Source organism: Pseudomonas citronellolis (assembly GCF_001586155.1).
GTDB classification, from domain to species: Bacteria; Pseudomonadota; Gammaproteobacteria; order Pseudomonadales; family Pseudomonadaceae; genus Pseudomonas; species Pseudomonas citronellolis.
The window spans coordinates 2,488,275-2,507,419 of sequence record NZ_CP014158.1; the positions used below are offsets into that span (position 1 = coordinate 2,488,275).

Annotated in this window: 19 protein-coding genes; 15 read left to right on the plus strand and 4 right to left on the minus strand. The window is 67.5% G+C overall.

Annotated elements, in window-relative coordinates; all coding sequences use genetic code 11:
• Positions 1-23: 23 nt before the first annotated feature.
• Both PcP3B5_RS11265 and nfuA read left to right on the plus strand, forming a co-directional pair.
• The gene (locus PcP3B5_RS11265) at positions 24-2,312 is read left to right on the plus strand and encodes a fatty acid cis/trans isomerase (RefSeq protein ID WP_061561289.1); all 2,289 of its coding nucleotides are present in this window, start codon (positions 24-26) and stop codon (positions 2,310-2,312) included.
• A gap of 212 nt (positions 2,313-2,524) precedes the next feature.
• Positions 2,525-3,109 carry a Fe-S biogenesis protein NfuA gene (nfuA, locus tag PcP3B5_RS11270; protein WP_043316265.1) on the plus strand — a complete coding sequence of 195 codons (585 nt, stop codon included), beginning with the start codon at positions 2,525-2,527 and terminating at the stop codon, positions 3,107-3,109.
• Positions 3,110-3,568: 459 nt separating this feature from the next.
• On the opposite strand, the gene PcP3B5_RS11275 is transcribed toward nfuA, so the two are convergent.
• The 4 genes from PcP3B5_RS11275 to PcP3B5_RS11290 all read right to left on the minus strand — a co-directional run bounded on the left by PcP3B5_RS11275 (position 3,569) and on the right by PcP3B5_RS11290 (position 6,785).
• Entirely contained in the window at positions 3,569-4,738 is a 1,170-nt protein-coding gene (locus tag PcP3B5_RS11275) for an MFS transporter (RefSeq protein ID WP_145923980.1), read from the minus strand.
• A 13-nt stretch (positions 4,739-4,751) separates the two neighbouring features.
• A complete protein-coding gene (locus tag PcP3B5_RS11280; protein WP_058489125.1) occupies positions 4,752-4,994 on the minus strand; it encodes a DUF1272 domain-containing protein in 243 nt (80 codons plus the stop codon).
• A gap of 24 nt (positions 4,995-5,018) precedes the next feature.
• Positions 5,019-6,029, minus strand: coding sequence for a GlxA family transcriptional regulator (locus PcP3B5_RS11285; RefSeq protein ID WP_061561291.1), 1,011 nt, complete (start codon positions 6,027-6,029; stop codon positions 5,019-5,021).
• Between the two features lie 483 nt (positions 6,030-6,512).
• Positions 6,513-6,785, minus strand: a complete 273-nt coding sequence (locus PcP3B5_RS11290) for a hypothetical protein (protein ID WP_009619255.1) — start codon at positions 6,783-6,785, stop codon at positions 6,513-6,515.
• A 353-nt stretch (positions 6,786-7,138) separates the two neighbouring features.
• On the opposite strand from PcP3B5_RS11290, the gene PcP3B5_RS11295 reads away from it, so the two are divergent.
• The 13 genes from PcP3B5_RS11295 to PcP3B5_RS11350 all read left to right on the plus strand — a co-directional run bounded on the left by PcP3B5_RS11295 (position 7,139) and on the right by PcP3B5_RS11350 (position 18,501).
• A complete protein-coding gene (locus PcP3B5_RS11295) occupies positions 7,139-8,263 on the plus strand; it encodes a M14 family metallopeptidase (protein WP_043266821.1) in 1,125 nt (374 codons plus the stop codon).
• A 62-nt stretch (positions 8,264-8,325) separates the two neighbouring features.
• Complete coding sequence (locus PcP3B5_RS31960) at positions 8,326-8,481, plus strand: hypothetical protein (RefSeq protein WP_009619258.1); 156 nt, start codon at positions 8,326-8,328, stop codon at positions 8,479-8,481.
• Between the two features lie 236 nt (positions 8,482-8,717).
• A complete protein-coding gene (pstS, locus tag PcP3B5_RS11300) occupies positions 8,718-9,734 on the plus strand; it encodes a phosphate ABC transporter substrate-binding protein PstS (protein ID WP_009619259.1) in 1,017 nt (338 codons plus the stop codon).
• 95 nt (positions 9,735-9,829) lie between these two features.
• The gene (gene pstC, locus PcP3B5_RS11305; protein WP_371263856.1) at positions 9,830-10,795 is read left to right on the plus strand and encodes a phosphate ABC transporter permease subunit PstC; all 966 of its coding nucleotides are present in this window, start codon (positions 9,830-9,832) and stop codon (positions 10,793-10,795) included.
• A gap of 1 nt (position 10,796) precedes the next feature.
• The gene (gene pstA, locus PcP3B5_RS11310) at positions 10,797-11,669 is read left to right on the plus strand and encodes a phosphate ABC transporter permease PstA (protein ID WP_009619261.1); all 873 of its coding nucleotides are present in this window, start codon (positions 10,797-10,799) and stop codon (positions 11,667-11,669) included.
• Positions 11,669-12,454 (plus strand): phosphate ABC transporter ATP-binding protein PstB, encoded by a 786-nt coding sequence (pstB, locus tag PcP3B5_RS11315; protein WP_370686624.1) that lies wholly within the window; start codon positions 11,669-11,671, stop codon positions 12,452-12,454. The genes pstA and pstB overlap by 1 nt, the downstream gene beginning before the upstream one ends.
• Before the next feature lie 274 nt (positions 12,455-12,728).
• Complete coding sequence (locus tag PcP3B5_RS11320; protein WP_061561293.1) at positions 12,729-13,199, plus strand: hypothetical protein; 471 nt, start codon at positions 12,729-12,731, stop codon at positions 13,197-13,199.
• Positions 13,200-13,335: 136 nt separating this feature from the next.
• A complete protein-coding gene (locus PcP3B5_RS11325) occupies positions 13,336-13,737 on the plus strand; it encodes a hypothetical protein (protein WP_225617133.1) in 402 nt (133 codons plus the stop codon).
• An 81-nt stretch (positions 13,738-13,818) separates the two neighbouring features.
• Complete coding sequence (locus tag PcP3B5_RS11330; protein ID WP_043316278.1) at positions 13,819-14,271, plus strand: PaaI family thioesterase; 453 nt, start codon at positions 13,819-13,821, stop codon at positions 14,269-14,271.
• Between the two features lie 561 nt (positions 14,272-14,832).
• A complete protein-coding gene (ppk2, locus tag PcP3B5_RS11335) occupies positions 14,833-15,747 on the plus strand; it encodes a polyphosphate kinase 2 (protein ID WP_061561294.1) in 915 nt (304 codons plus the stop codon).
• Between the two features lie 167 nt (positions 15,748-15,914).
• On the plus strand, positions 15,915-16,184 hold the full coding sequence (locus PcP3B5_RS11340; protein ID WP_009619271.1) for a hypothetical protein: 270 nt from the start codon (positions 15,915-15,917) through the stop codon (positions 16,182-16,184).
• A gap of 305 nt (positions 16,185-16,489) precedes the next feature.
• Positions 16,490-17,788, plus strand: coding sequence for an MFS transporter (locus PcP3B5_RS11345; RefSeq protein WP_061561295.1), 1,299 nt, complete (start codon positions 16,490-16,492; stop codon positions 17,786-17,788).
• Between the two features lie 59 nt (positions 17,789-17,847).
• Entirely contained in the window at positions 17,848-18,501 is a 654-nt protein-coding gene (locus tag PcP3B5_RS11350) for an HAD family hydrolase (RefSeq protein ID WP_061561296.1), read from the plus strand.
• Positions 18,502-19,145 lie beyond the last annotated feature (644 nt).

The following is a 19,145-nucleotide window of genomic DNA, read 5'->3' on the forward strand; positions in this document are numbered from 1 at the left end:
ATTCACGAGGTATGGAGTCCCCGATGTCCTTGCGCGCATCCTTTGCGTTGACCATTGCGTTCATGCTGCTTTCAGCCGTTGCTCAGGCAGCCGGCATTTCCTACAGCAAGGACATACAGCCGATCTTCACCGACAAGTGCGTGGTCTGCCACGCCTGCTACGACTCGCCGTGCCAGCTCAACCTGAGCGCCGCCGAGGGCGCCCAGCGCGGCGCCAACAAGCTGCCGGTGTACGACGGCACCCGCACCAAGGCCCAGGAAACCACGCGCCTGTTCCTCGATGCCCACGGCGCCGACGCCTGGCGGCGCAAGGACTTCTGGTCGGTGCTGGACGCCCGCGGTGGCCAGGCGGCGCTGATGCAGCGCATGCTCGACCTCGGCCAGGCCCACCCGCTGGTGCCCAACGTGAAGATCCCCGAGGGCCTGGACCTGTCGATCAACCGCAGCAACCAGTGCCCGACGCCGGACAGCATCGACGAGTTCGTGCAGAAGAACCCGCGCAGCGGCATGCCCTTCGCCGTCACCGGCCTCAGCGCCCAGCAGTACGCCACCCTGAAGCAATGGCTGGCCGAGGGCGCGCCGGTGGACGAGCAGGCCTGGCAGCCCGGCGCCGGCGAGGCGCGGCAGATCGCCGAGTGGGAGCGCTTCCTGAACCAGCCCGGCGCCCGCGAGAGCCTGGTTTCGCGCTGGCTCTACGAGCACCTGTTCCTCGCCCACCTGTACTTCGAAGAGCAGGGCGCGCCGGGGCACTTCTTCCAGTTGGTGCGCTCGCGCACGCCCAGCGGCCAGCCCATCGACCCCATCGCCACGCGGCGGCCCAACGACGATCCCGGCGCGGCCTTCTACTACCGCCTGTGGCCGATCCAGGGCGTGATCGTGCACAAGACGCACATCACCTACCCGCTGAGCCCCGCGAAGCTGGCGCATACCCGCGAGCTGTTCTTCGCCGGCGCCTGGGCGGCCGACAAGGTGCCCGGCTACGGCCTGCAGCACCGCGCCAACCCCTTCGAGACCTTCGCCGCCATCCCGGCGCGGGCGCGCTACCAGTTCATGCTGGACAACGCCGAGTACTTCGTCCGCACCTTCATCCGCGGCCCGGTGTGCCGCGGGCAGATCGCCACCGACGTGATCCGCGACAACTTCTGGGCGATCTTCCAGGACCCGGCCCACGACCTCTACGTCACCGATGCGGCGTACCGGGCCCAGGCCACGCCGCTGCTGGGCCTGCCCGGGCAGATCGACGACATGGGCCAGATGCTCCAGCAATGGACCAGCTACCGCGACAAGCGCAACGAATACGAGGCGCTGCGCCTGGACGCCTACGAAGAGGCCGCGGCGCCGACCTGGGCGGACATCTGGCACGGCAACGACAACGCGCTGCTGTCGATCTTCCGCCAGTACGACAGCGCCTCGGTGCGCAAGGGCCTGATCGGCGGCGTCCCGCAGACGCTGTGGTGGATGGACTACCCGCTGCTGGAGCGCACCTACTACCAGCTGGTGGTCAACTTCGACGTCTACGGCAACGTCTCGCACCAGGCGCAGACGCGCTTGTACTTCGACCTGATCCGCAACGGCGCCGAGCAGAACTTCCTGCGCCTGATGCCGGTGGCCGCGCGCAAGCACCTGCTCGACGACTGGTACCAGAACAGCGGCCGGCTGAAGATGTGGCTGGACTACCAGAACCTCGACAACGACGCGCCCAGCGGCCTGGACCTGCCGGAGAAGGGCGCCAAGAATGCCTTCGCCGTGCAGTTGCTGAGCCGCTACGCCAGCCTCGATGCGCGGCCCGACCCGATCAACCTGTGCCAGGACGGCGGCTGCTACCGGCGCAACGTCCCGCGCCCGCTGCAGGACGCCGAGCAGGCCTTCAGCCGCCTGGTCAGCCGCCCGGCGGCGGGGCTGAAGGTGATCGAGCAGTTCCCCGAGGCGACCATCCTGCGCGTCGAGCTGCCCGGCGGAAAACGCGAGATCTACACGGCGCTGCGCAACCGCGCCCACAGCAACGTCGCCTTCATGCTCGGCGAGTCGCTGCGTTACCAGCCGGGGCTGGACACCCTGACCATCTACCCGGGCGTGCTCTCCAGCTACCCGAACTTCATGTTCGATCTCAAGGCGGAGGAGGCCGGCGACTTCGTCTCGGCCCTGGAGCGCGTGCAGAGCCAGGAAGACTTCGACAAGGTGGTGGAACGCTGGGGCATCCGCCGCAGCAACCCGCAGTTCTGGCGCTACTTCCACGACCTCGACGCCTACCTGCGCGAGACCGAGCCGGTGGAGGCGGGCATCCTCGACATGAATCGCTATGAAAATCTTTGAGGCGGCTGCAGGCGGCAGGCAAGAGCGCTTTGGAGCCTGCGGCCTGAAGCCTGAAGCTTGAAGCTTGAAGCTTGAAGCTTGAAGCTTGAAGCTTGAAGCTTGAAGCTTGAAGCTTGAAGCCGCTACTTGCGAACTATTCCTACTAAATTGGTAGGGCTTTATCCGGGGCGGGCGAATGGCGTAAACTGCCCCCACGTTTGCGAGGAGTTGCCATGAGCGCCATCACCATTACCGAAGCTGCCCAGGATTACCTGGCCGAACTGCTGGTCAAGCAGGACACCCCCGGGATCGGCATTCGCATCTTCATCACCCAGCCGGGCACCCAGTACGCGGAAACCTGCATCGCCTACTGCAAGCCGGGCGAGCAGAAGCCGGAAGACACCCCGATCGGCCTGAAGGACTTCACCGCCTGGGTCGACGGCATCAGCGAGCCCTTCCTGGAAGACGCCGTGGTCGACTACGCCACCGACCGCATGGGCGGCCAACTGACCATCAAGGCGCCGAACGCCAAGGTTCCAATGGTCAACGAAGACAGCCCGATCACCGAACGCATCAACTACTACCTGCAGACCGAGATCAACCCCGGCCTGGCCAGCCACGGCGGCCAGGTCAGCCTGGTCGAGGTGGTCGAGGACAACATCGCCGTGCTGCGCTTCGGCGGCGGCTGCCAGGGCTGCGGCATGGTCGACATGACCCTCAAGGACGGCGTCGAGAAGACCCTGATCGAACGCATCCCGGAACTGAAGGGCGTGCGCGACGTCACCGACCACAGCAACAAGGAAAACGCCTACTACTGAGTGGTGGGTGTTTCGGCAAGAAGGCCGCCCCGAGGGGCGGCTTTTTTGTGCGCGTGGTTCCGCGAATCGCGCCAGAATGGCCGGCCATCGCGGACAAGATCCGCTCCTACGGGGGCGGAATACCGTGCCCCCCGGCGACCTGTAGGAGCGGGCCCTGCCCGCGATTCGCGCGCAGGGCGCGCTCCTACAATGGGAATGGCGCGGGTGGGGCGGCGTAGGATCTCATCCGCGAATCGCGCCGGGATGGCCGGCTATCGCGGACAAGGTCCGCTCCTACGGAGAGGAATACCGTGGCTCCCGGCGACCTGTAGGAGCGGGCCCTGCCCGCGAATCGCGCGCAGGGTGCGCTCCTACAATGGGAATGGCGCGGGTGGGGCAGCGGATCTCATCCTCGAATCGCGCCGATACCGCCGGCTATCGCGGACAAGGTCCGCTCCTACGGGGGAGGAATACCGTGGCTCAGGCGCTGGCCGGCTGGCGTCGGCGCGCCGGCCAGAGCAGCGCCAGGGCGAACGCCAGCACCGGCCACACCAGCAGGTTCACCGCGCTCCAGCCCAGGCTGGTGATCAGCGCTCCAGAGCTGAACGACATCAGCGCCGCCATCAGGCTGTTGCCTTGCTCCATCAGCCCCTGCGCCTGGCCGCGCTCGTCCGCGCCGTGGCCTTCGCCGAGCAGGGTGGTGCCGGCCACCAGCAGCAGGTTCCAGCCCATGCCTAGCAGCAGCGAGCTGGCCAGGAAATGGCCATGGTCCAGGCCGGCCAGGGCCACGGCTGCGCTGGCCGCCAGCAGGGCGATGCCGAGCAGGGCCACGCAGCGGCTGCCCAGGCGGTCCACCAGCGGGCCGGCGACGAAGGCCGGGAGGAACATGCCGAGGATGTGCCACTGGATCACGCTCGCCGAGCTTTCCAGGGACAGCCCGCAGAACTGCATGGCCAGCGGTGTGGCGTTCATGATCAGGATCATCAGCCCGTGGCCGGCGGCGGTGCAGGCCATGGCCGCGCGCACCAGCGGCCGGCCGAGCAGGGCGCGCATGGCTGCGATGCCGCCGTGCGGTGGGCGAGGCGCGGCGCCTTCGCGCAGGCGCGCCATCAGCAGCAGGCCGACGAGCGCCAACGCGGCGATGGCCAAGTAGGCGCCGACGAAGGGCGTGGGCAGCGCCTCGCGGGCCCACAGCGCCAGGCTCGGGGCGAGCAGGGCGGCCAGCACGCCGCCGCCGATCACGTAGGCGCTGGCGCGGCCCTTCTCGGCCTCGCCCACCGCCTCCAGGGCGGCGAAGCGGTAGTACATCGCCGAGGCCTGGTAGGCGCCGATGGGCAGGGCGCCCAGGCACAGCAGCCAGAACGAGCCCAGTTGCACGCCCAGGGCGCAGGTCAGCCCGCCGAGCACGCCGCCGGCGGCGCCGAGCATCAGCCCGGGGCGGCGGCCGTGGCGCTGCATGAACAGCGATAGCGGCTGCACCGCCAGCAGGTTGCCCAGCACCAGCAGGGCCAGGGGCAGGGTGGCCAGGCCGTTGAGCGGCGCCAGTTGCGCGCCGATCAGCGAGGTCAGGGTGATGCCGATCAGCGAGCACGACCAGTACAGCGCCTGGCCGAGGAACAGCAGGCGCAGCGCGCCGTTGCGCAGTAGCAGCATGTCCGCGCCCTCAGTTCCGGCAGCCGCCGGGCTTGAGCACCCGCTGCGTCGAGGCCGGGTGGCGCAGCAGCGCCTCGCTCGGGCGCCGTGGCCGTTGCAGCAGTTCGCCGCCGCAGTTCGGGCACTGGCCGCCGAGCACGCTTTCGGCGCAGTCGCGGCAGAAGGTGCATTCGAAGGTGCAGATGCGCGCGTCCGGGCTGTCGGCCGGCAGGTCGCGGTCGCAACATTCGCAGTTGGGGCGCAGTTCGAGCATGGCGAGGTCCTTCTGGCTGGGGGATCAGGCGTCGGTGAGCTGGCCGAAGCGTTCGGCGTATTCCTGGGGGCTGACCGCCAGGTGCTTGTGGAAGGTGCGCCGCAGGTTCTCCGGGTGGCCGAATCCGCACAGCCGGGCCACGGTGGCGATCGATGCCCTGGCGTCCTGCAGCAGGGCGCGGGCGGCCTCCAGGCGCACCTTCTCCACGTAGCGGCCGGGCGCCACGCCCAGCTCATTGATGAACACCCGCGACAGGGTGCGTGGGCTCATGCAGGCCTGTTCGGCCAGGGCCTCTAGCGACAGGTCGGCGCCGAGGTTGGCCGGGATCCACTCCAGCAACGCGGCCAGGCGCGGCGCGCGCACCGGTTCCGGGGTCAACCAGGTGCTGAACTGCGCCTGGCCGCCGGGGCGCCTGAGGAACATCACCAGGCGCCGGGCCACGGCCAGGGCCAGCGGGCGGCCGAGGTCGGCCTCCACCAGCGCCAGGGCCAGGTCGATGCCGGCGGTGACTCCGGCGGAGGTGAACACGTGGTCGTCGCCGTCGCGGCGGCTGGGGTCGTAGGTGTGCAGGCGGTCGCCCTGCACGTGGACTGCGGGGTGGCACTCGCGCAGGGTGTCGACGTCGGCCCAGTGGGTGGTGGCGCTGCGCCCGTCGAGTACCCCGGCGGCGGCCAGCAGCAGGGCGCCGGAGCACACCGAGCCGAGGCGCCGGACCTGGCCTTCGGCGGCGCGCAGCCAGGCCAGCAGCGCGGGGTTGGCGCACTGCGCTTCCACGCCGAGGCCGCCGGGTACCAGCAGGGTGTCGAGGCTGGCGGCGTCGGTATCGCCCCAGGCGGCGTCGGCGCAGATGCGCAGGCCGGCGGAGGTGGCCACCGGGCCTTCGTTTTCGCCCAGCACCAGCAGTTCGTAGGGCGCCGACAGGCCCTGGCGCTGGCGCTCGATGTTGGCCGAGGCGAACACCTGCAGCGGGCCGGTGACGTCCAGGCTCATCACGTCGGGGTAGATCAGGCTGGCGATGCGGCGGATGGCGGGCATGGCGGGCGGCTCCGGGGTTTGCCGGGAGTGTGCGCCGGGTGGGGAGTGGCGGCAATGTCATGGAGCCCACGGATCTTGCCAATCGCTCGGTGGCTTTTCGTAGGAGCGAGCTTGCTCGCGAACGAGGCTTCCAGGAACTCCGTCGCCAGGCCTGAGAGCGCCCTCTCCCTAACCCTCTCCCTGAAGGGAGAGGGGACCGTTCGGAGTGTGGGGATATTTCTGAGTCAGCCGGATGTTTTGGTATCCGGCTGAAACCACACATTCAGCCAGCACGGACTAGCCCCCTCTCCCTTCAGGGAGAGGGTTGGGGAGAGGGGACGGAGTTCAGCCGGGCTCCGAAATAACCGGGAAACTCTGTTCGCGAGCAAGCTCGCTCCTACAACAGCCCCCGCTCCCCAAAACGCCCTGCCGGAAATAAAAAACGCCGTTTCCCTCCCCGAGGAAAACGGCGCTTTTCAAGCACCGGGCCACAAGGCCTGGGCTTCACTCCGGCATATGCCATTCCTGCAGGTCATAGCCTTCGCGGTTCAGCTCTTCGCGGGCCTGGGTCAGCAGGTCGGCCAGGCGCGCCGGGTCGGAGTATTCGGTGCAGGGGATGCGCGTCAGGCCCAGCAGGCGCGTGCCGGTGCGGTCGAGGACGGACAGGTCGAGGCTGCCGTCGCCGCCGGACTGGTCGATCCAGGTGACGCAGTGGAAGGGTTGGAAGGCTCGTCCGGTGATCAGCAGAGCCTCGTTGAAACGAAGGGTCGCGTTCATGGTGGTTACACTCTCTGCGCAGGTCATCCATTGCTCTGTTAAGGGGACGGCGCTTCACTGATCCGTCCGATCTGTACAGCCCATTGACACCGCGAGCCGCGCAAAAAGTCACAACGCCTGTCGCTTTTGTGCACAAGGTTGTCGCATTGGAAACCGGAAAATTGCCGGCAATCTTCCGGGAAACCGCCGGTAAATGGCTCTGCCACGCGGCTTTCATCGAACTTGCGGGGTGCGCCGTTGCGTCGCAGGGGGCGCGAGCCCTTGGGCCGGCTTTTCCACGGCCAATTCGTGACAGCCGGGGCAGGGCGCCGCAAGATAGGGGCTTTGCATCCGCTTTTGCCTGAGGAGGTTTCATGGAGATTCGCTGCGACTTCGACAGCGGCAACATCCAGGTGCTGGATGCCAGCGACCCGCAGGACGTGCGCCTGGCCCTGCGCCCGGACCTGAACAGCCCGCACTTCCAGTGGTTCCACTTCTGCGCCGACGGCCTGACCCCGGGCCAGCGCTACACCTTCGACCTGACCAACGCCGGGCACTCCAGCTACACCGGCGGCTGGCCGGGCTACCGCGCGCTGGCCTCCTACGACCAGCGCGACTGGTTCCGCGTGGACAGCAGCTACGACGGCCAGTCCCTGCGCTTCAGCCTCGACGCCGAGCAGCCTCGGGCCTGGTTCGCCTACTTCGAGCCCTACAGCCGCGAGCGCCATGCCGCGCTGGTGCGCCAGGCCATCGAGCAGGCCGGCGCCGAACTGGTGGCCACCGGGCGCAGCATCGAGGGCCGCGACATCCCGCTGCTGCGCATCCGCCGCAACCCGCAGGCCACGCGCAAGCTGTGGCTGATCGCCCAGCAGCACCCCGGCGAGCACATGGCCGAATGGTTCATGGAAGGCCTGATCGAGCGCCTGCAGCAGAAGGATGCGGAACTCGACTACCTGCTGCAGCACGCCGAGCTGTACCTGGTGCCGAACATGAACCCCGACGGCGCCTTCCGCGGCCACCTGCGCACCAACGCCGCCGGCACCGACCTCAACCGCGCCTGGGCCTCGCCCAGCGCCGAGACCAGCCCGGAAGTGCTGTTCGTCCAGGCGCACATGCGCCAGCAGGGCGTCGACCTGTTCCTCGACATCCACGGCGACGAGGAAATCCCCTACGTATTCGCCGCCGGCTGCGAGGGCAACCCCGGCTACAGCGAGCGCCAGGCCTACCTCGAAGCGGAGTTCCGCAAGCGCCTGGAGGAGCGTGGCGAGTTCCAGAGCCTGCACGGCTACCCGCGCAGCGCGCCGGGCAAGGCCAACATGACGCTGGCCTGCAACCACGTCGGCGAAACCTACCAGTGCCTGGCGCTGACCCTGGAGATGCCGTTCAAGGACCACGACCTGGCCCCCGACGCCCGCACCGGCTGGAGCGGCGCGCGCGCCAAGCGCCTGGCCGGCGCGGTGCTCTCGACGCTGTCGAGCCTGGTGGAAGAACTGCGCTGACTGGAATCTTCGCCGCCGCGTGCCAGTCTAAAGCTGTGAGGAACTTGCATGCGGAGGTGTCCATGTACAGGACGCGCAAGCTGTTGACCCCCCAGGAGATCGAGGACCTGCAGGAACGCATGGAGGCCATGGAGGAACTGGACTTCCGCGAACGCCGCGAAGTCCGCAAGAACCGCACGGGCGACCATCGCCCGCGCCTGGCCGCAGCGCCGGCCTGACCGGCGCGCCGCGCACCCGGCCGCCGGCCGGGTGCGTATAGGGCGCCTGCCCTGGCAGCCCTGGCCGGGCTGCGTGGCAGGGGGGAGGGCGGACACCCGCGCTGCCATTAAGTTGCCAGTACGCGGATTATTAATCTCGCTGTCATAAAGCGTACATATTCACGGCATTAAATCATCACGTCTTCTAACCAACCGGGGACTTCCCGGACTTCCTCCCATATTGAGGTATTGACGTGATGCTGCTCAGCAAAACCCGCTTGTCCGTCCTGCTGGCTTCCATGGCCCTGACCGGCCTGGCCCATGCCACTGATGTCACCGGCGCCGGCTCCAGCTTCGTTTACCCGGTGCTGTCGAAGTGGTCCCAGGAATACAGCAAGTCTTCCAGCAATCGCATCAACTACCAGTCCATCGGCTCCGGCGGCGGCATCGCCCAGATCAAGGCCGCCACCGTCGACTTCGGCGCCTCCGACGCCCCGCTGTCGGCCGACGACCTGAAAGCGGCCGGCCTGGGCCAGTTCCCCAGCGTGATCGGCGGCATCGTGCCGGTGGTCAACCTGGACGGCGTCGAGCCGGGCAAGCTGCACCTGGACGGTGAAACCCTGGCCAAGATCTTCCTCGGCAGCATCACCGACTGGAACGACCCGGCCATCGCCGCGCTGAACCCCGAACTGAAGCTGCCGGCCACCAAGATCACCGTGGTCCGCCGTTCCGACGGTTCGGGCACCTCCTACAACTTCACCAACTACCTGTCCAAGGTCAGCCCGGAGTGGAAGGACAAGATCGGCTTCGGCACCACCGTACCCTGGCCGGTCGGCATGGGCGGCAAGGGCAACGAAGGCGTCTCCGCCTACGTCAAGCAGATCAAGAACTCCATCGGCTACGTCGAGTACGCCTACGCCCTGCAGAACAAGATGGCCTACGCCTCGCTGAAGAACGCCGCCGGCAAGTTCGTGCAGCCCAACACCAAGAGCTTCCAGGCTGCCGCCGACACCGCCGACTGGGCCAACGCCAAGGACTTCAACCTGCTGATGACCAACGCCCCGGGCGACACCGCGTGGCCGATCACCGCCACCACCTGGATCATCATGTACAAGCAACCGAAGAACGCGGAACAGGCCCAGGCCGCCTTCCACTTCTTCAAGTGGTCCCTGGAGAACGGCCAGCAGCAGGCCGCCGCCCTGGACTACGTGGCGCTGCCGGAGTCCCTGGTCAAGCGCATCGAAGGCTACTGGAAGTCGGACTTCGCCCGCTGATCGGGTGAATGACCAGGACCGCCGCCCGGAACCCCGTGCGGCGGTTCGCTTGCTTGGATGAACCGATGTCTACCGAATCCTCACCGTCCCTCGCCATGCCCAACCTGAAGGCCGCCGAAGCCGAAGACCGCGCCCAGCGCGACCAGCGCCACGATCGCTGGTTCCGCAACGCCATGTTCGGCTCCGCGCTGCTGGTGCTGTTGCTGCTCGCCGGCGTCGCCGGCTCCACCCTATGGGGCGGCAGCCTGGCCTTCTCGCACTTCGGCCTGGACTTCCTCACCAGCACCGAATGGGATGCGGTGAACAACAAATTCGGCGCCCTGGTACCGATCTACGGGACCCTGGTCACCTCCTTCCTGGCGCTGCTGATCGCCGTACCGGTCAGCTTCGGCATCGCCATCTTCCTCACCGAGCTGGCGCCGCCGTGGCTGCGCATGCCGGTGGCCGCGGCCGTCGAGCTGCTGGCCGGGATCCCCTCGATCATCTACGGCATGTGGGGCCTGTTCGTCTTCGGCCCGTTCATGGCCCAGCACATCGCCCCCTGGCTGAACGACTACCTGGGCGCGCTGCCGCTGATCGGCGGCCTGTTCCAGGGCCCGCCGCTGGGCATCGGCATGCTCAGCGCCGGCATCGTCCTGGCGATCATGATCATCCCCTTCATCACCTCGGTGATGAACGAAGTGTTCAACAGCGTACCGACCACCCTGAAGGAATCGGCCTACGCCCTGGGCAACACCACCTGGGAAGTGGTCTGGGACATCGTCCTGCCTTACACCCGCTCGGCGGTGGTCGGCGGCATCTTCCTCGGCCTCGGCCGCGCCCTGGGCGAGACCATGGCGGTGACCTTCGTGCTGGGCAACTCGCAGCACTTCTCCGCCTCGCTGCTGATGCCCAGCAGCTCCATCGCCTCGGTGATCGCCAACGAGTTCAACGAGGCCTACACCGACCTGCACCGCTCCTCGCTGATCGCCCTGGGCTTCCTGCTCTTCGTGGTCACCTTCATCGTTCTCGCCGCCGCTCGCCTGATGCTGCTGCGCCTGGCCCAGAAGGAGGGCAAGTGACATGGCCGGCAACGAAAGCCTGTATCGCACCCGCGCGCTGAAGAACCGCGCCGCCATGCTGCTCAGCTGCGGCGCCACCCTGTTCGGCCTGATGTGGCTGGCGTGGATCCTGCTGACCACCATCAGCCACGGCATCGAGGCGCTGAACCTCAACCTGTTCACCAAGATGACGCCGCCGCCGGGAGCCGAGGGCGGCCTGGCCAACGCCTTCTACGGCAGCGTGCTGATGAGCGCGCTGGCGCTGCTGATCGGCACCCCCATCGGCCTGATGGCCGGCATCTGGCTGGCCGAATACGCCCGCCACACCCGCATGGGCACCGTGGTGCGCTTCATCAACGACATCCTGCTGTCGGCGCCGTCCATCGTCCTGGGCCTGTTCGTCTACACCAGCGTGATCCTGCCGCTGAACTACCTCACCGACCACCGCGTGGGCTTCTCCGCCATCGCCGGCGCCCTGGCCCTGGCCCTGCTGGTGATCCCGGTGGTGGTGCGGACCACCGACGAAATGCTCCAGCTGCAGCCGACCACCATGCGCGAAGCCGCGCTGGCCCTGGGCGTGCCGCAATGGAAGCTGACCCTGCAGATCGTCCTGCGCGCCGCCCGCGCCGGGGTGATCACCGGCATCCTCCTGGCCCTGGCGCGCATCACCGGCGAAACCGCGCCGCTGCTGTTCACCGCCTTCGGCAACCAGTTCTGGAGCAGCGACCTGCTCAAGCCCATGGCCAGCGTGCCCGTCGTGGTCTTCCAGTACGCCATGAGCCCATTCAGCGACTGGAACGCCCTGGCCTGGGCCGGCGCCCTGGTGCTGACCCTGTTCGTACTGCTGCTCAGCCTCACCTCCCGTCTCATCCTTCTGCGCAATAGGGCATCCTGATGACTGCCATGACCACCGCCATCGCCGCCGAACGCACCAAGATCCGCGTTCGCGACCTGGAGTTCTTCTACGGCGAGCACCGTTCGCTCAAGTCCATCAACATGGACATCCCGGAGAAGTGCATCACCGCCATCATCGGCCCGTCCGGCTGCGGCAAGTCGACCCTGCTGCGCATCTTCAACCGCATCTACTCCCTGTACCCGAAGCAGGAAGCGCGCGGCGAGGTGCTGCTCAACGGCGAGAACATCCTCGCCCCCGGCTACTCCATGAACCGCCTGCGCAGCCAGGTGGGCATGGTGTTCCAGAAGCCGGTGCCGTTCCCGATGACCATCTACGAGAACATCGCCTACGCGGTGCGCCACCACGAAAAGGTCAACCGCCGCGAGATGGACGACCGCGTCGAGCAGGCCCTGCGCGGCGCGGCCCTGTGGGACGAAGTGAAAGACAAGCTGAACGCCAGCGCCCAGGGCCTCTCCGGCGGCCAGCAGCAGCGCCTGTGCATCGCCCGCACCATCGCACTCAAGCCCCAGGTGCTGCTGCTCGACGAGCCGACCTCGGCGCTGGACCCGATCTCCACCGGGCGCATCGAGCAGCTGATCACCGAACTCAAGCAGGAGTTCACCGTGGTCATCGTCACCCACAACATGCAGCAGGCCGCGCGTTGCTCGGACTACACCGCCTTCATGTTCCTCGGCGACCTGATCGAGTTCGGCGACACCGACACCCTGTTCACCAAGCCGGCCAAGGAGCAGACCGAGGACTACATCACTGGTCGCTTCGGCTGAGCCCCAGCGCTCCCCCGACGCCCGCCACGGTGCAAGCCGTGGCGGGCGTTTTCATTGCGGCGCCGGCAAAGCCTTGCCGCAGCCTGGCAGGCGTTTGCCTTGCGTAGCAGCGAGCTTGCTCGCGAACCGCACGGCAACGCTGCAACCGGGAACGCCCGTTCGCTAGCAAGCTCGCTCCTACAGGGGAGGGCGGCGCCGTCATGACCGCCGGCCGGCATCCTGGCGTGTTTCTTGCCCGATACAGGCTCCCCCCTTCGGCACGGGAGACCTGCCCATGAACATCATCGACGGCCTGAGTGGCATCGGCCTGGCGACCAAGCTGGTGCGCGGCGTGGTCGCCGGCGCCAGCGAGTTCGCCAGCTACCTGGCCAACGCCAGCAGCGCGAGCGCGACGACGAGCGGTACGAGCGAGGCGCCCTCCGGCGCGGTAGCATCCTCCGGCGGCGCCGCGCAGAGTGGCGGCGGCCCCCTGGACGAATTCCTCGCCTACATGAAGCTCAGTCCCGGCGAAAAGCTGCGGCACAGCGTCATGCAGGACATGGACATCACCCAGGAACAGCTCGACGCCATGCCCGCCGAGGACCGCGAGCGCATCGAGAACGAAATAGCCCAGCGCATCAGGGAAAAGATCACGCAGCAGGCCGACGCCGGCAGCCAGCCGGTCGCACCCACTGCCACTCCGGTGGCCCTGAAGCAGATGTATGGCGTCGAACGAACCCAGCCCAGCCTCGACCTCCTCGGTTGACCCCGCCCCGGCCGGCCCTCGCGCCGGCCTCAAGCCTTGTATCGGAACCGATACGGGACGCTACCCGATGCTGGCTGCATCGCTGAACTCCCTTGCCTAGACTGCGGTCTTCCGCAGTGAACCCACGTTTGTGCACATGTCTTCCATGCAATCCCACAGCAGACTCATCAGCCACGTTCCCCGGCACCTGATCCAGCAGGCCGTAGCGAAGAAGGTCGGGCGCGGCTGGCGCGCCGACTTCAACGTCGCGGTGTGGCTGCACCTGGCCACCGCCGGCGACGCCCAGGTGACGCTGAAAGTCAGCTACCAGGACGGCGAGACCGTCCGCGAGCAACTGATCGACCGCGGCCGCGTCGGCTTCAACCAGCGCATCCTGCTGTGCGGCATCGCGCGCCTGGAATACAACCAGGCCATCGAATCCATGAGCCTGTCGCTGCTGTGCGAGGAACCCATCCAGACGCTGATGGTGGACGAGTTGTTCGTCCAGGCGGTGGAATTGCAGCGCGACGGCGAGCGCAGCCGCAAGGGGCGCCGTTGAAGATTCATCCCAAGGAGTGATACGCCGGGGCTGGCCGATGCGTTGAAATGATCCTGCCCGTCAACTTCCACCGGATGGCCCATGAGCTTCGACCCTTCGCACCTGCAGTCCTACACCGAATACCGTGGCATCGAGATTCCCTTTCTCGACCACCTGAAGTTCCGCTACCAGCCGGCCGGCGCCGGCGAGCACGACGGCCACCTGGTGCTGCGCGTGGAGCGCGAGCACCTCAACGGCTGGCGCAACGCCCACGGCGGCGTGCTCATGAGCCTGCTCGACGTGGCCATGGCCCTGGCCTGCAGCCATGTCGACGAGGAAGGCCGCGGCTGCGTGACCGTCGAAATGAAGACCAGCTTCCTGCGCCCCGGCGGCGACGTCGGAGAAGTGCTCGAAGCCTTCGGCCAGGTCCGCCACCGCACCCGCTCCATCGCCTTCTGCGAGGCCGAAGTCCGCAACGCCGCGGGCGAAACCGTGGCCACCGCCAGCGGCACCTTCAAGTACCAGAACAAACAGCGCCCGGTGATCGACGCCTGAGCCCGCGCCCCGGAATGACTGTAGGAGCGGACCTTGTCCGCGATAACCTGAACCACCGGCGCGATTCGCGGATGAGATCCGCTCCTACAACGTGCACCCCGTAGGAGCAACTGTCTTGCCGGCTGCGCGAAGGCGCGCCTCAACGGATGGGTTGAGCCTTGGCGAAACCCATGCGGTCGTGGTGATGGGTATCGCTTCGCTCAACGCCATCCTACGGGTCTGGTGTTTGCCGGAGGTATCGGCGCGAATCGCGGATGAGATCCGCTACGCTGCCCCAGCCGCGCCGCTCCCCTGTAGGAGCGCGCCCTGCGCGCGAATCGCGGGCAGGGCCCGCAGCTGGGAAATCGCAGTGTTCCCCCCGTAGGAGCGGACTCCGTCCGCGATCCCTCCCATGGCACCCTGCCATCTCCAGCCGCTCTGGCCCGCAGCTTTTCGTGAGGCGAAAGGCGCTTCTGTCATGATTCTGTCATCAGTCGTAACTACATTTTTCTGTCATGAAAATGTCACGCCTGAGTGACGGAGCCAGTGACGGCCCATACCGACCTTGCGAGTGCTGACCCCATGCTGCTCAACGACAAGACCCTGCCCCAGCGCATCCGCCAGGAGGCGCTCGACGACCGCGACGAGGAACTCGAGCTCGACTGGCAGGAGCTCTACGACCTCGACGGCCTGCGCGCCGACACCCTGGAAAACTTCGAACAGCACCTGCTGCGCCAGCGCTACTTCGGCGAACTGTTCCGCCTGCAGGGCGAACTGGTGAAGTTGCAGAACTGGGTGGTCAAGACCGGGCACAAGCTGGTGGTGCTCTTCGAAGGCCGCGACGCGGCGGGCAAGGGCGGGGTGATCAAGCGCATCACCCAGCGCCTCAACCCGCGCGTGTGCCGGGTGGCCGCGCTGCCGGCGCCGAACGACCGCGAGCGCACCCAGTGGTACTTCCAGCGCTACGTCTCGCACCTGCCGGCGGCGGGGGAGATCGTGCTGTTCGACCGCAGCTGGTACAACCGCGCCGGGGTGGAGCGGGTGATGGGCTTCTGCAACGACGAGCAGTACGAGGAATTCTTCCGCAGCGTGCCGGAGTTCGAGCGCATGCTGGCGCGTTCGGGCATCCAACTGGTCAAGTACTGGTTCTCGATCACCGACGAGGAGCAGCACCTGCGCTTCCTCAGCCGCATCCACGACCCGCTCAAGCAATGGAAGCTCAGCCCCATGGACCTGGAATCGCGGCGGCGCTGGGAGGCCTACACCAAGGCCAAGGAAACCATGCTCGAACGCACCCACATCGCCGAGGCGCCCTGGTGGGTGGTGCAGGCGGATGACAAGAGGCGCGCGCGGCTGAACTGCATCCACCACCTGCTCGGCCAGGTGCCCTACGAAGAAGTGGCGCAGAAGCCCATCGAACTGCCGGCGCGCCAGCGCCACGCCGACTACGTGCGAATCCCCACGCCAGCGGAAATGCTGGTGCCGGAGCAGTATTGAGCCCAGGCCTGGCGTAGGGCGCATAACGCCTCTGGCGTTATCCGCCGTTTGACCTCGGCCACCGTCCACTCGGCATCGAACCTGGCATTACCACCCCGACCAGCGGCCCCCCACCCAGGCGACGACCTGCGCCTTCCCGTAATAAATGTGTGGCTATGCTTGGGCCCATGGACATCCGGATCGAACAGACCGATGGTGATCCGCCCGCATGGAAGGTCTTCCTGGGGACGTTCTTCATCGTATGCGCCAGTGAAGACGAAGCCTCAGCCTGCGCCGAGGCCGCGCGCCGCTACGCCAGCGCCAACCCCGCCATCCACTGCGACCTGCCCAGCCCGCCGGCGGCCGTGGCGCCGTTGCGCGCCGGCTGCCGCCCACCCAGCGGCACCGAACTGGAGGCCTGGGAGCTGCGCTGGCCGGAGCGCTACCTGGGCACCTGAGCGCCAACGCCAGGCAAACACCCTCTGAATCCCGGCCCGCCGCCAAAGCCCCGCCCGTCACCTGCCCACGCCACACTCTTGCCGGAGACGGGCGGATTTCCGACAGTTCTGCCTCGCCCTTGCCGTAGCTGATTTCCGCAATTGCGCCGAGCGTTGTGGGACTTGACCCCAGGGGTTCGCCGCGTGAGCCGGCGGTCAAGTTCTGCGCGGCGCGCCACCCCTAAGATCGCCCCCACGCGCCGGACCAGGCCTTGCCGTGCACCGGTCGCACCCACGACAAGAACAACCAATGGGGGACCACCACCATGCAGATTCGAAGCGGCGGCTGGACGGCCCGGCAGCGCTGGCGCATCCAGATCTTCGCCATCACCTGGCTGGCCTACGCCGCCTTCTACTTCACTCGCAAGGCCTTCTCCGTAGCCAAGCTCGGCATCGGCGAAGACCCCGGCTTCGCCCTCGACAAGGCGGCCATGGCCGACCTGGACGCCCTCTACCTCGCCGCCTACGCCGTGGGCCAGTTCGTCTGGGGCAGCTTCGCCGACCGCTTCGGCCCACGCGTGGTGGTGGGCGGCGGGCTGTTCGTCTCGGCCCTGGCGGCGCTGGCCATGGGCACCTTCGCCACCGTGCCGATCTTCGCCACCTGCATGGTCGTCCAGGGCCTGGCGCAGTCCACCGGCTGGTCGGGGCTGTGCAAGAACATGGGCGGCTTCTTCTCCACCGCAGAGCGCGGCCGCGCCATGGGCTACTGGAGCACCTGCTACGCCTTCGGCGGCCTGGTGGCCACGCCTTTCGTCGGCTGGTGCGCCTACCAGCTCAGCGACGACTGGCAGGTAGCCTTCATCGCCTCCGCCGGCGTGGTGCTGGCCGTGGGCTGCTTGTTCCTGCTGCTGCAACGTAACCGCCCGGAAGACGTCGGCCTGCCGCCAGCGGACGACGAACAGGAAACGCAGGCGCAAGCCACCACCGGCCTGTGGGACGCGTTGCGCCAGGTGCTGCGCAACCGCACCGTGCTGGTCCTGGGGCTGGCCTACTTCCTGCTCAAGCCGGCGCGCTACGCCATCCTGTTCTGGGGCCCGGTGATCATCTACGAACGCATGCCGGAAATCGGCAAGGTCGCCGCCGCCGTCGTCCCCACCGCCTTCGAGGTCGCCGGCCTGCTCGGGCCCATCCTCATCGGCTTGGCCTCGGACCGGCTGTTCGGCGCCCGGCGTATGCCCGCCTGCGTGCTCAGCCTGCTGGCGCTGGCGGCGTGCCTGGCGCTGTTCACCCCGGTGCTGCTCAGCGGCAGCCTGTACCTGGTGGTGGGGCTGCTGTTCCTCATGGGCGTCACCCTCTACGGTCCCGACTCGATGATCAGCGGCGCCGCCGCCATCGACTTCGGCACCCGCCAGGCCGCCGGCACCGCTACCGGCTTCGTCAACGGCTGCGGTTCGGTGGGGGCGATCCTCGGCGGCCTGCTGCCCGGTTACTTCGACACCTTCTCGGTGTTCATCCTCTTCACCTGCGCCGCGCTGACCGCCTGCCTGCTGCTGGTGCCGTTCTGGCACAGCCTCCCGCAGGGGAGGGCAGGCGCCGCACCCGCCACCGCCCTGCAAGCCCGCTGAGCCACCACCGGGCCGCCCGCGGCCCGACCAGCATTCCCGACTGAACAAGGAGAACGCCCATGGCCCTCGCACTCTTCGACCTGGACGACACCCTCATCGACGGCGACTGCGCCAGCCTGTGGAGCCGGCACATGGCCGACCTGGGCTGGGTGGAAGGCGACGCCTTCGTCCGCCACGAACGGGCACTCATGGCCCTGTACGCCGAAGGCCGGCTGGCGATGGAAGACTACATGGCCTTCACCCTGGCGCCCCTGGCGGGGCGCACCGCCGAAGCCGTTGCCGCGGCGGTCGAACCCTTCGTCACGGAAGTCATAGGCCCCTGCATCCGCTTCGACGCCATGGGCTGCCTGAACCAGCACCGCGAAGCCGGCGACCGCCTGCTGGTCATCTCCGCCTCGGCGCACTTCCTGGTCGCCAGCATCGCCGCCCGCCTGGGCGTGGCCGAAGTCCTGGCCATCGACCTGGAACAGCACCAGGGCACCTACAGCGGCCGCACCCAGGGCACCCTGACCTACCGCGAAGGCAAGGTCACCCGCCTGCAAGCCTGGCTACAGGAGCAGGGCGAAAGCCTGGCCGGCGCCCACTTCTACTCCGACTCCCGCAACGACCTGCCCCTGCTATCCCTGGTCCAGAATCCCCGAGCAGTAAACCCCGACCCAGCCCTACGCCACCACGCCGAAACAGCCGGCTGGCCGATCCTCGACTGGCGCTGAAATCACTTAAAAGCGGCTCTAGCGTTGCAGGCCGATGCCGCCCCTCCCGCCACACCAAACGGCCCCTCTCCCTTCAGGGAGAGGAAGCGGCATAACCCCAAACACCGCAATTCACCGGCAAACACCCGTAGGATGGGTTGAGCGAAGCGATACCCATCACCATGGCCCGATGGGTTTCGCAAGCTCAACCCATCCTACGAAAAGCACCACAGCGCAGCCGGAAACAGCCGTGTGGCCCCCCAAGTCGACACCGACTCTCCCCGCCACGCCGAACGACTCCCTCTCCCTCTGGGAGAGGGCCGGGGTGAGGGCGCGGAGCAACCCCAAACACCGCAATCACCGGCAAACACCATCCACAAGCAAGCCCCTACAACCCAGCACGTCACACCGCCCCCCTTGTAGGAGCGCGCCCTGCGCGCGAATCGCACACCCTGCCGCCCCAACTCAGACACAACTGCCGCGGCCCGCCATCGCCGCCCTGACAACGCACCTCCGGCACCTCCTGCGTACTGATCCACCGCCGCTATTTTTCCCTGCAATCTCCCCGGCTCATTCGCCGCCTACGTAATTTTCAGCTTCCGCCATCAGCAATTGCTAAGAAATGAAGCTCTATATACCGATGAGGTCCGAACTGCATGAGGAGT

Coding starts and splice junctions, on each gene's coding strand:
- PcP3B5_RS11265 (WP_061561289.1), top strand. CDS start 24: ATGTCCTTGCGCGCATCCTTTGCGTTGACCATTGCGTTCATGCTGCTT.
- nfuA (WP_043316265.1), top strand. CDS start 2,525: ATGAGCGCCATCACCATTACCGAAGCTGCCCAGGATTACCTGGCCGAA.
- PcP3B5_RS11280 (WP_058489125.1), bottom strand. CDS start 4,994: ATGCTCGAACTGCGCCCCAACTGCGAATGTTGCGACCGCGACCTGCCG.
- PcP3B5_RS11285 (WP_061561291.1), bottom strand. CDS start 6,029: ATGCCCGCCATCCGCCGCATCGCCAGCCTGATCTACCCCGACGTGATG.
- PcP3B5_RS11290 (WP_009619255.1), bottom strand. CDS start 6,785: ATGAACGCGACCCTTCGTTTCAACGAGGCTCTGCTGATCACCGGACGA.
- PcP3B5_RS11295 (WP_043266821.1), top strand. CDS start 7,139: ATGGAGATTCGCTGCGACTTCGACAGCGGCAACATCCAGGTGCTGGAT.
- PcP3B5_RS31960 (WP_009619258.1), top strand. CDS start 8,326: ATGTACAGGACGCGCAAGCTGTTGACCCCCCAGGAGATCGAGGACCTG.
- pstS (WP_009619259.1), top strand. CDS start 8,718: ATGCTGCTCAGCAAAACCCGCTTGTCCGTCCTGCTGGCTTCCATGGCC.
- pstC (WP_371263856.1), top strand. CDS start 9,830: ATGCCCAACCTGAAGGCCGCCGAAGCCGAAGACCGCGCCCAGCGCGAC.
- pstA (WP_009619261.1), top strand. CDS start 10,797: ATGGCCGGCAACGAAAGCCTGTATCGCACCCGCGCGCTGAAGAACCGC.
- pstB (WP_370686624.1), top strand. CDS start 11,669: ATGACTGCCATGACCACCGCCATCGCCGCCGAACGCACCAAGATCCGC.
- PcP3B5_RS11320 (WP_061561293.1), top strand. CDS start 12,729: ATGAACATCATCGACGGCCTGAGTGGCATCGGCCTGGCGACCAAGCTG.
- PcP3B5_RS11325 (WP_225617133.1), top strand. CDS start 13,336: ATGTCTTCCATGCAATCCCACAGCAGACTCATCAGCCACGTTCCCCGG.
- PcP3B5_RS11330 (WP_043316278.1), top strand. CDS start 13,819: ATGAGCTTCGACCCTTCGCACCTGCAGTCCTACACCGAATACCGTGGC.
- ppk2 (WP_061561294.1), top strand. CDS start 14,833: ATGCTGCTCAACGACAAGACCCTGCCCCAGCGCATCCGCCAGGAGGCG.
- PcP3B5_RS11340 (WP_009619271.1), top strand. CDS start 15,915: ATGGACATCCGGATCGAACAGACCGATGGTGATCCGCCCGCATGGAAG.
- PcP3B5_RS11345 (WP_061561295.1), top strand. CDS start 16,490: ATGCAGATTCGAAGCGGCGGCTGGACGGCCCGGCAGCGCTGGCGCATC.
- PcP3B5_RS11350 (WP_061561296.1), top strand. CDS start 17,848: ATGGCCCTCGCACTCTTCGACCTGGACGACACCCTCATCGACGGCGAC.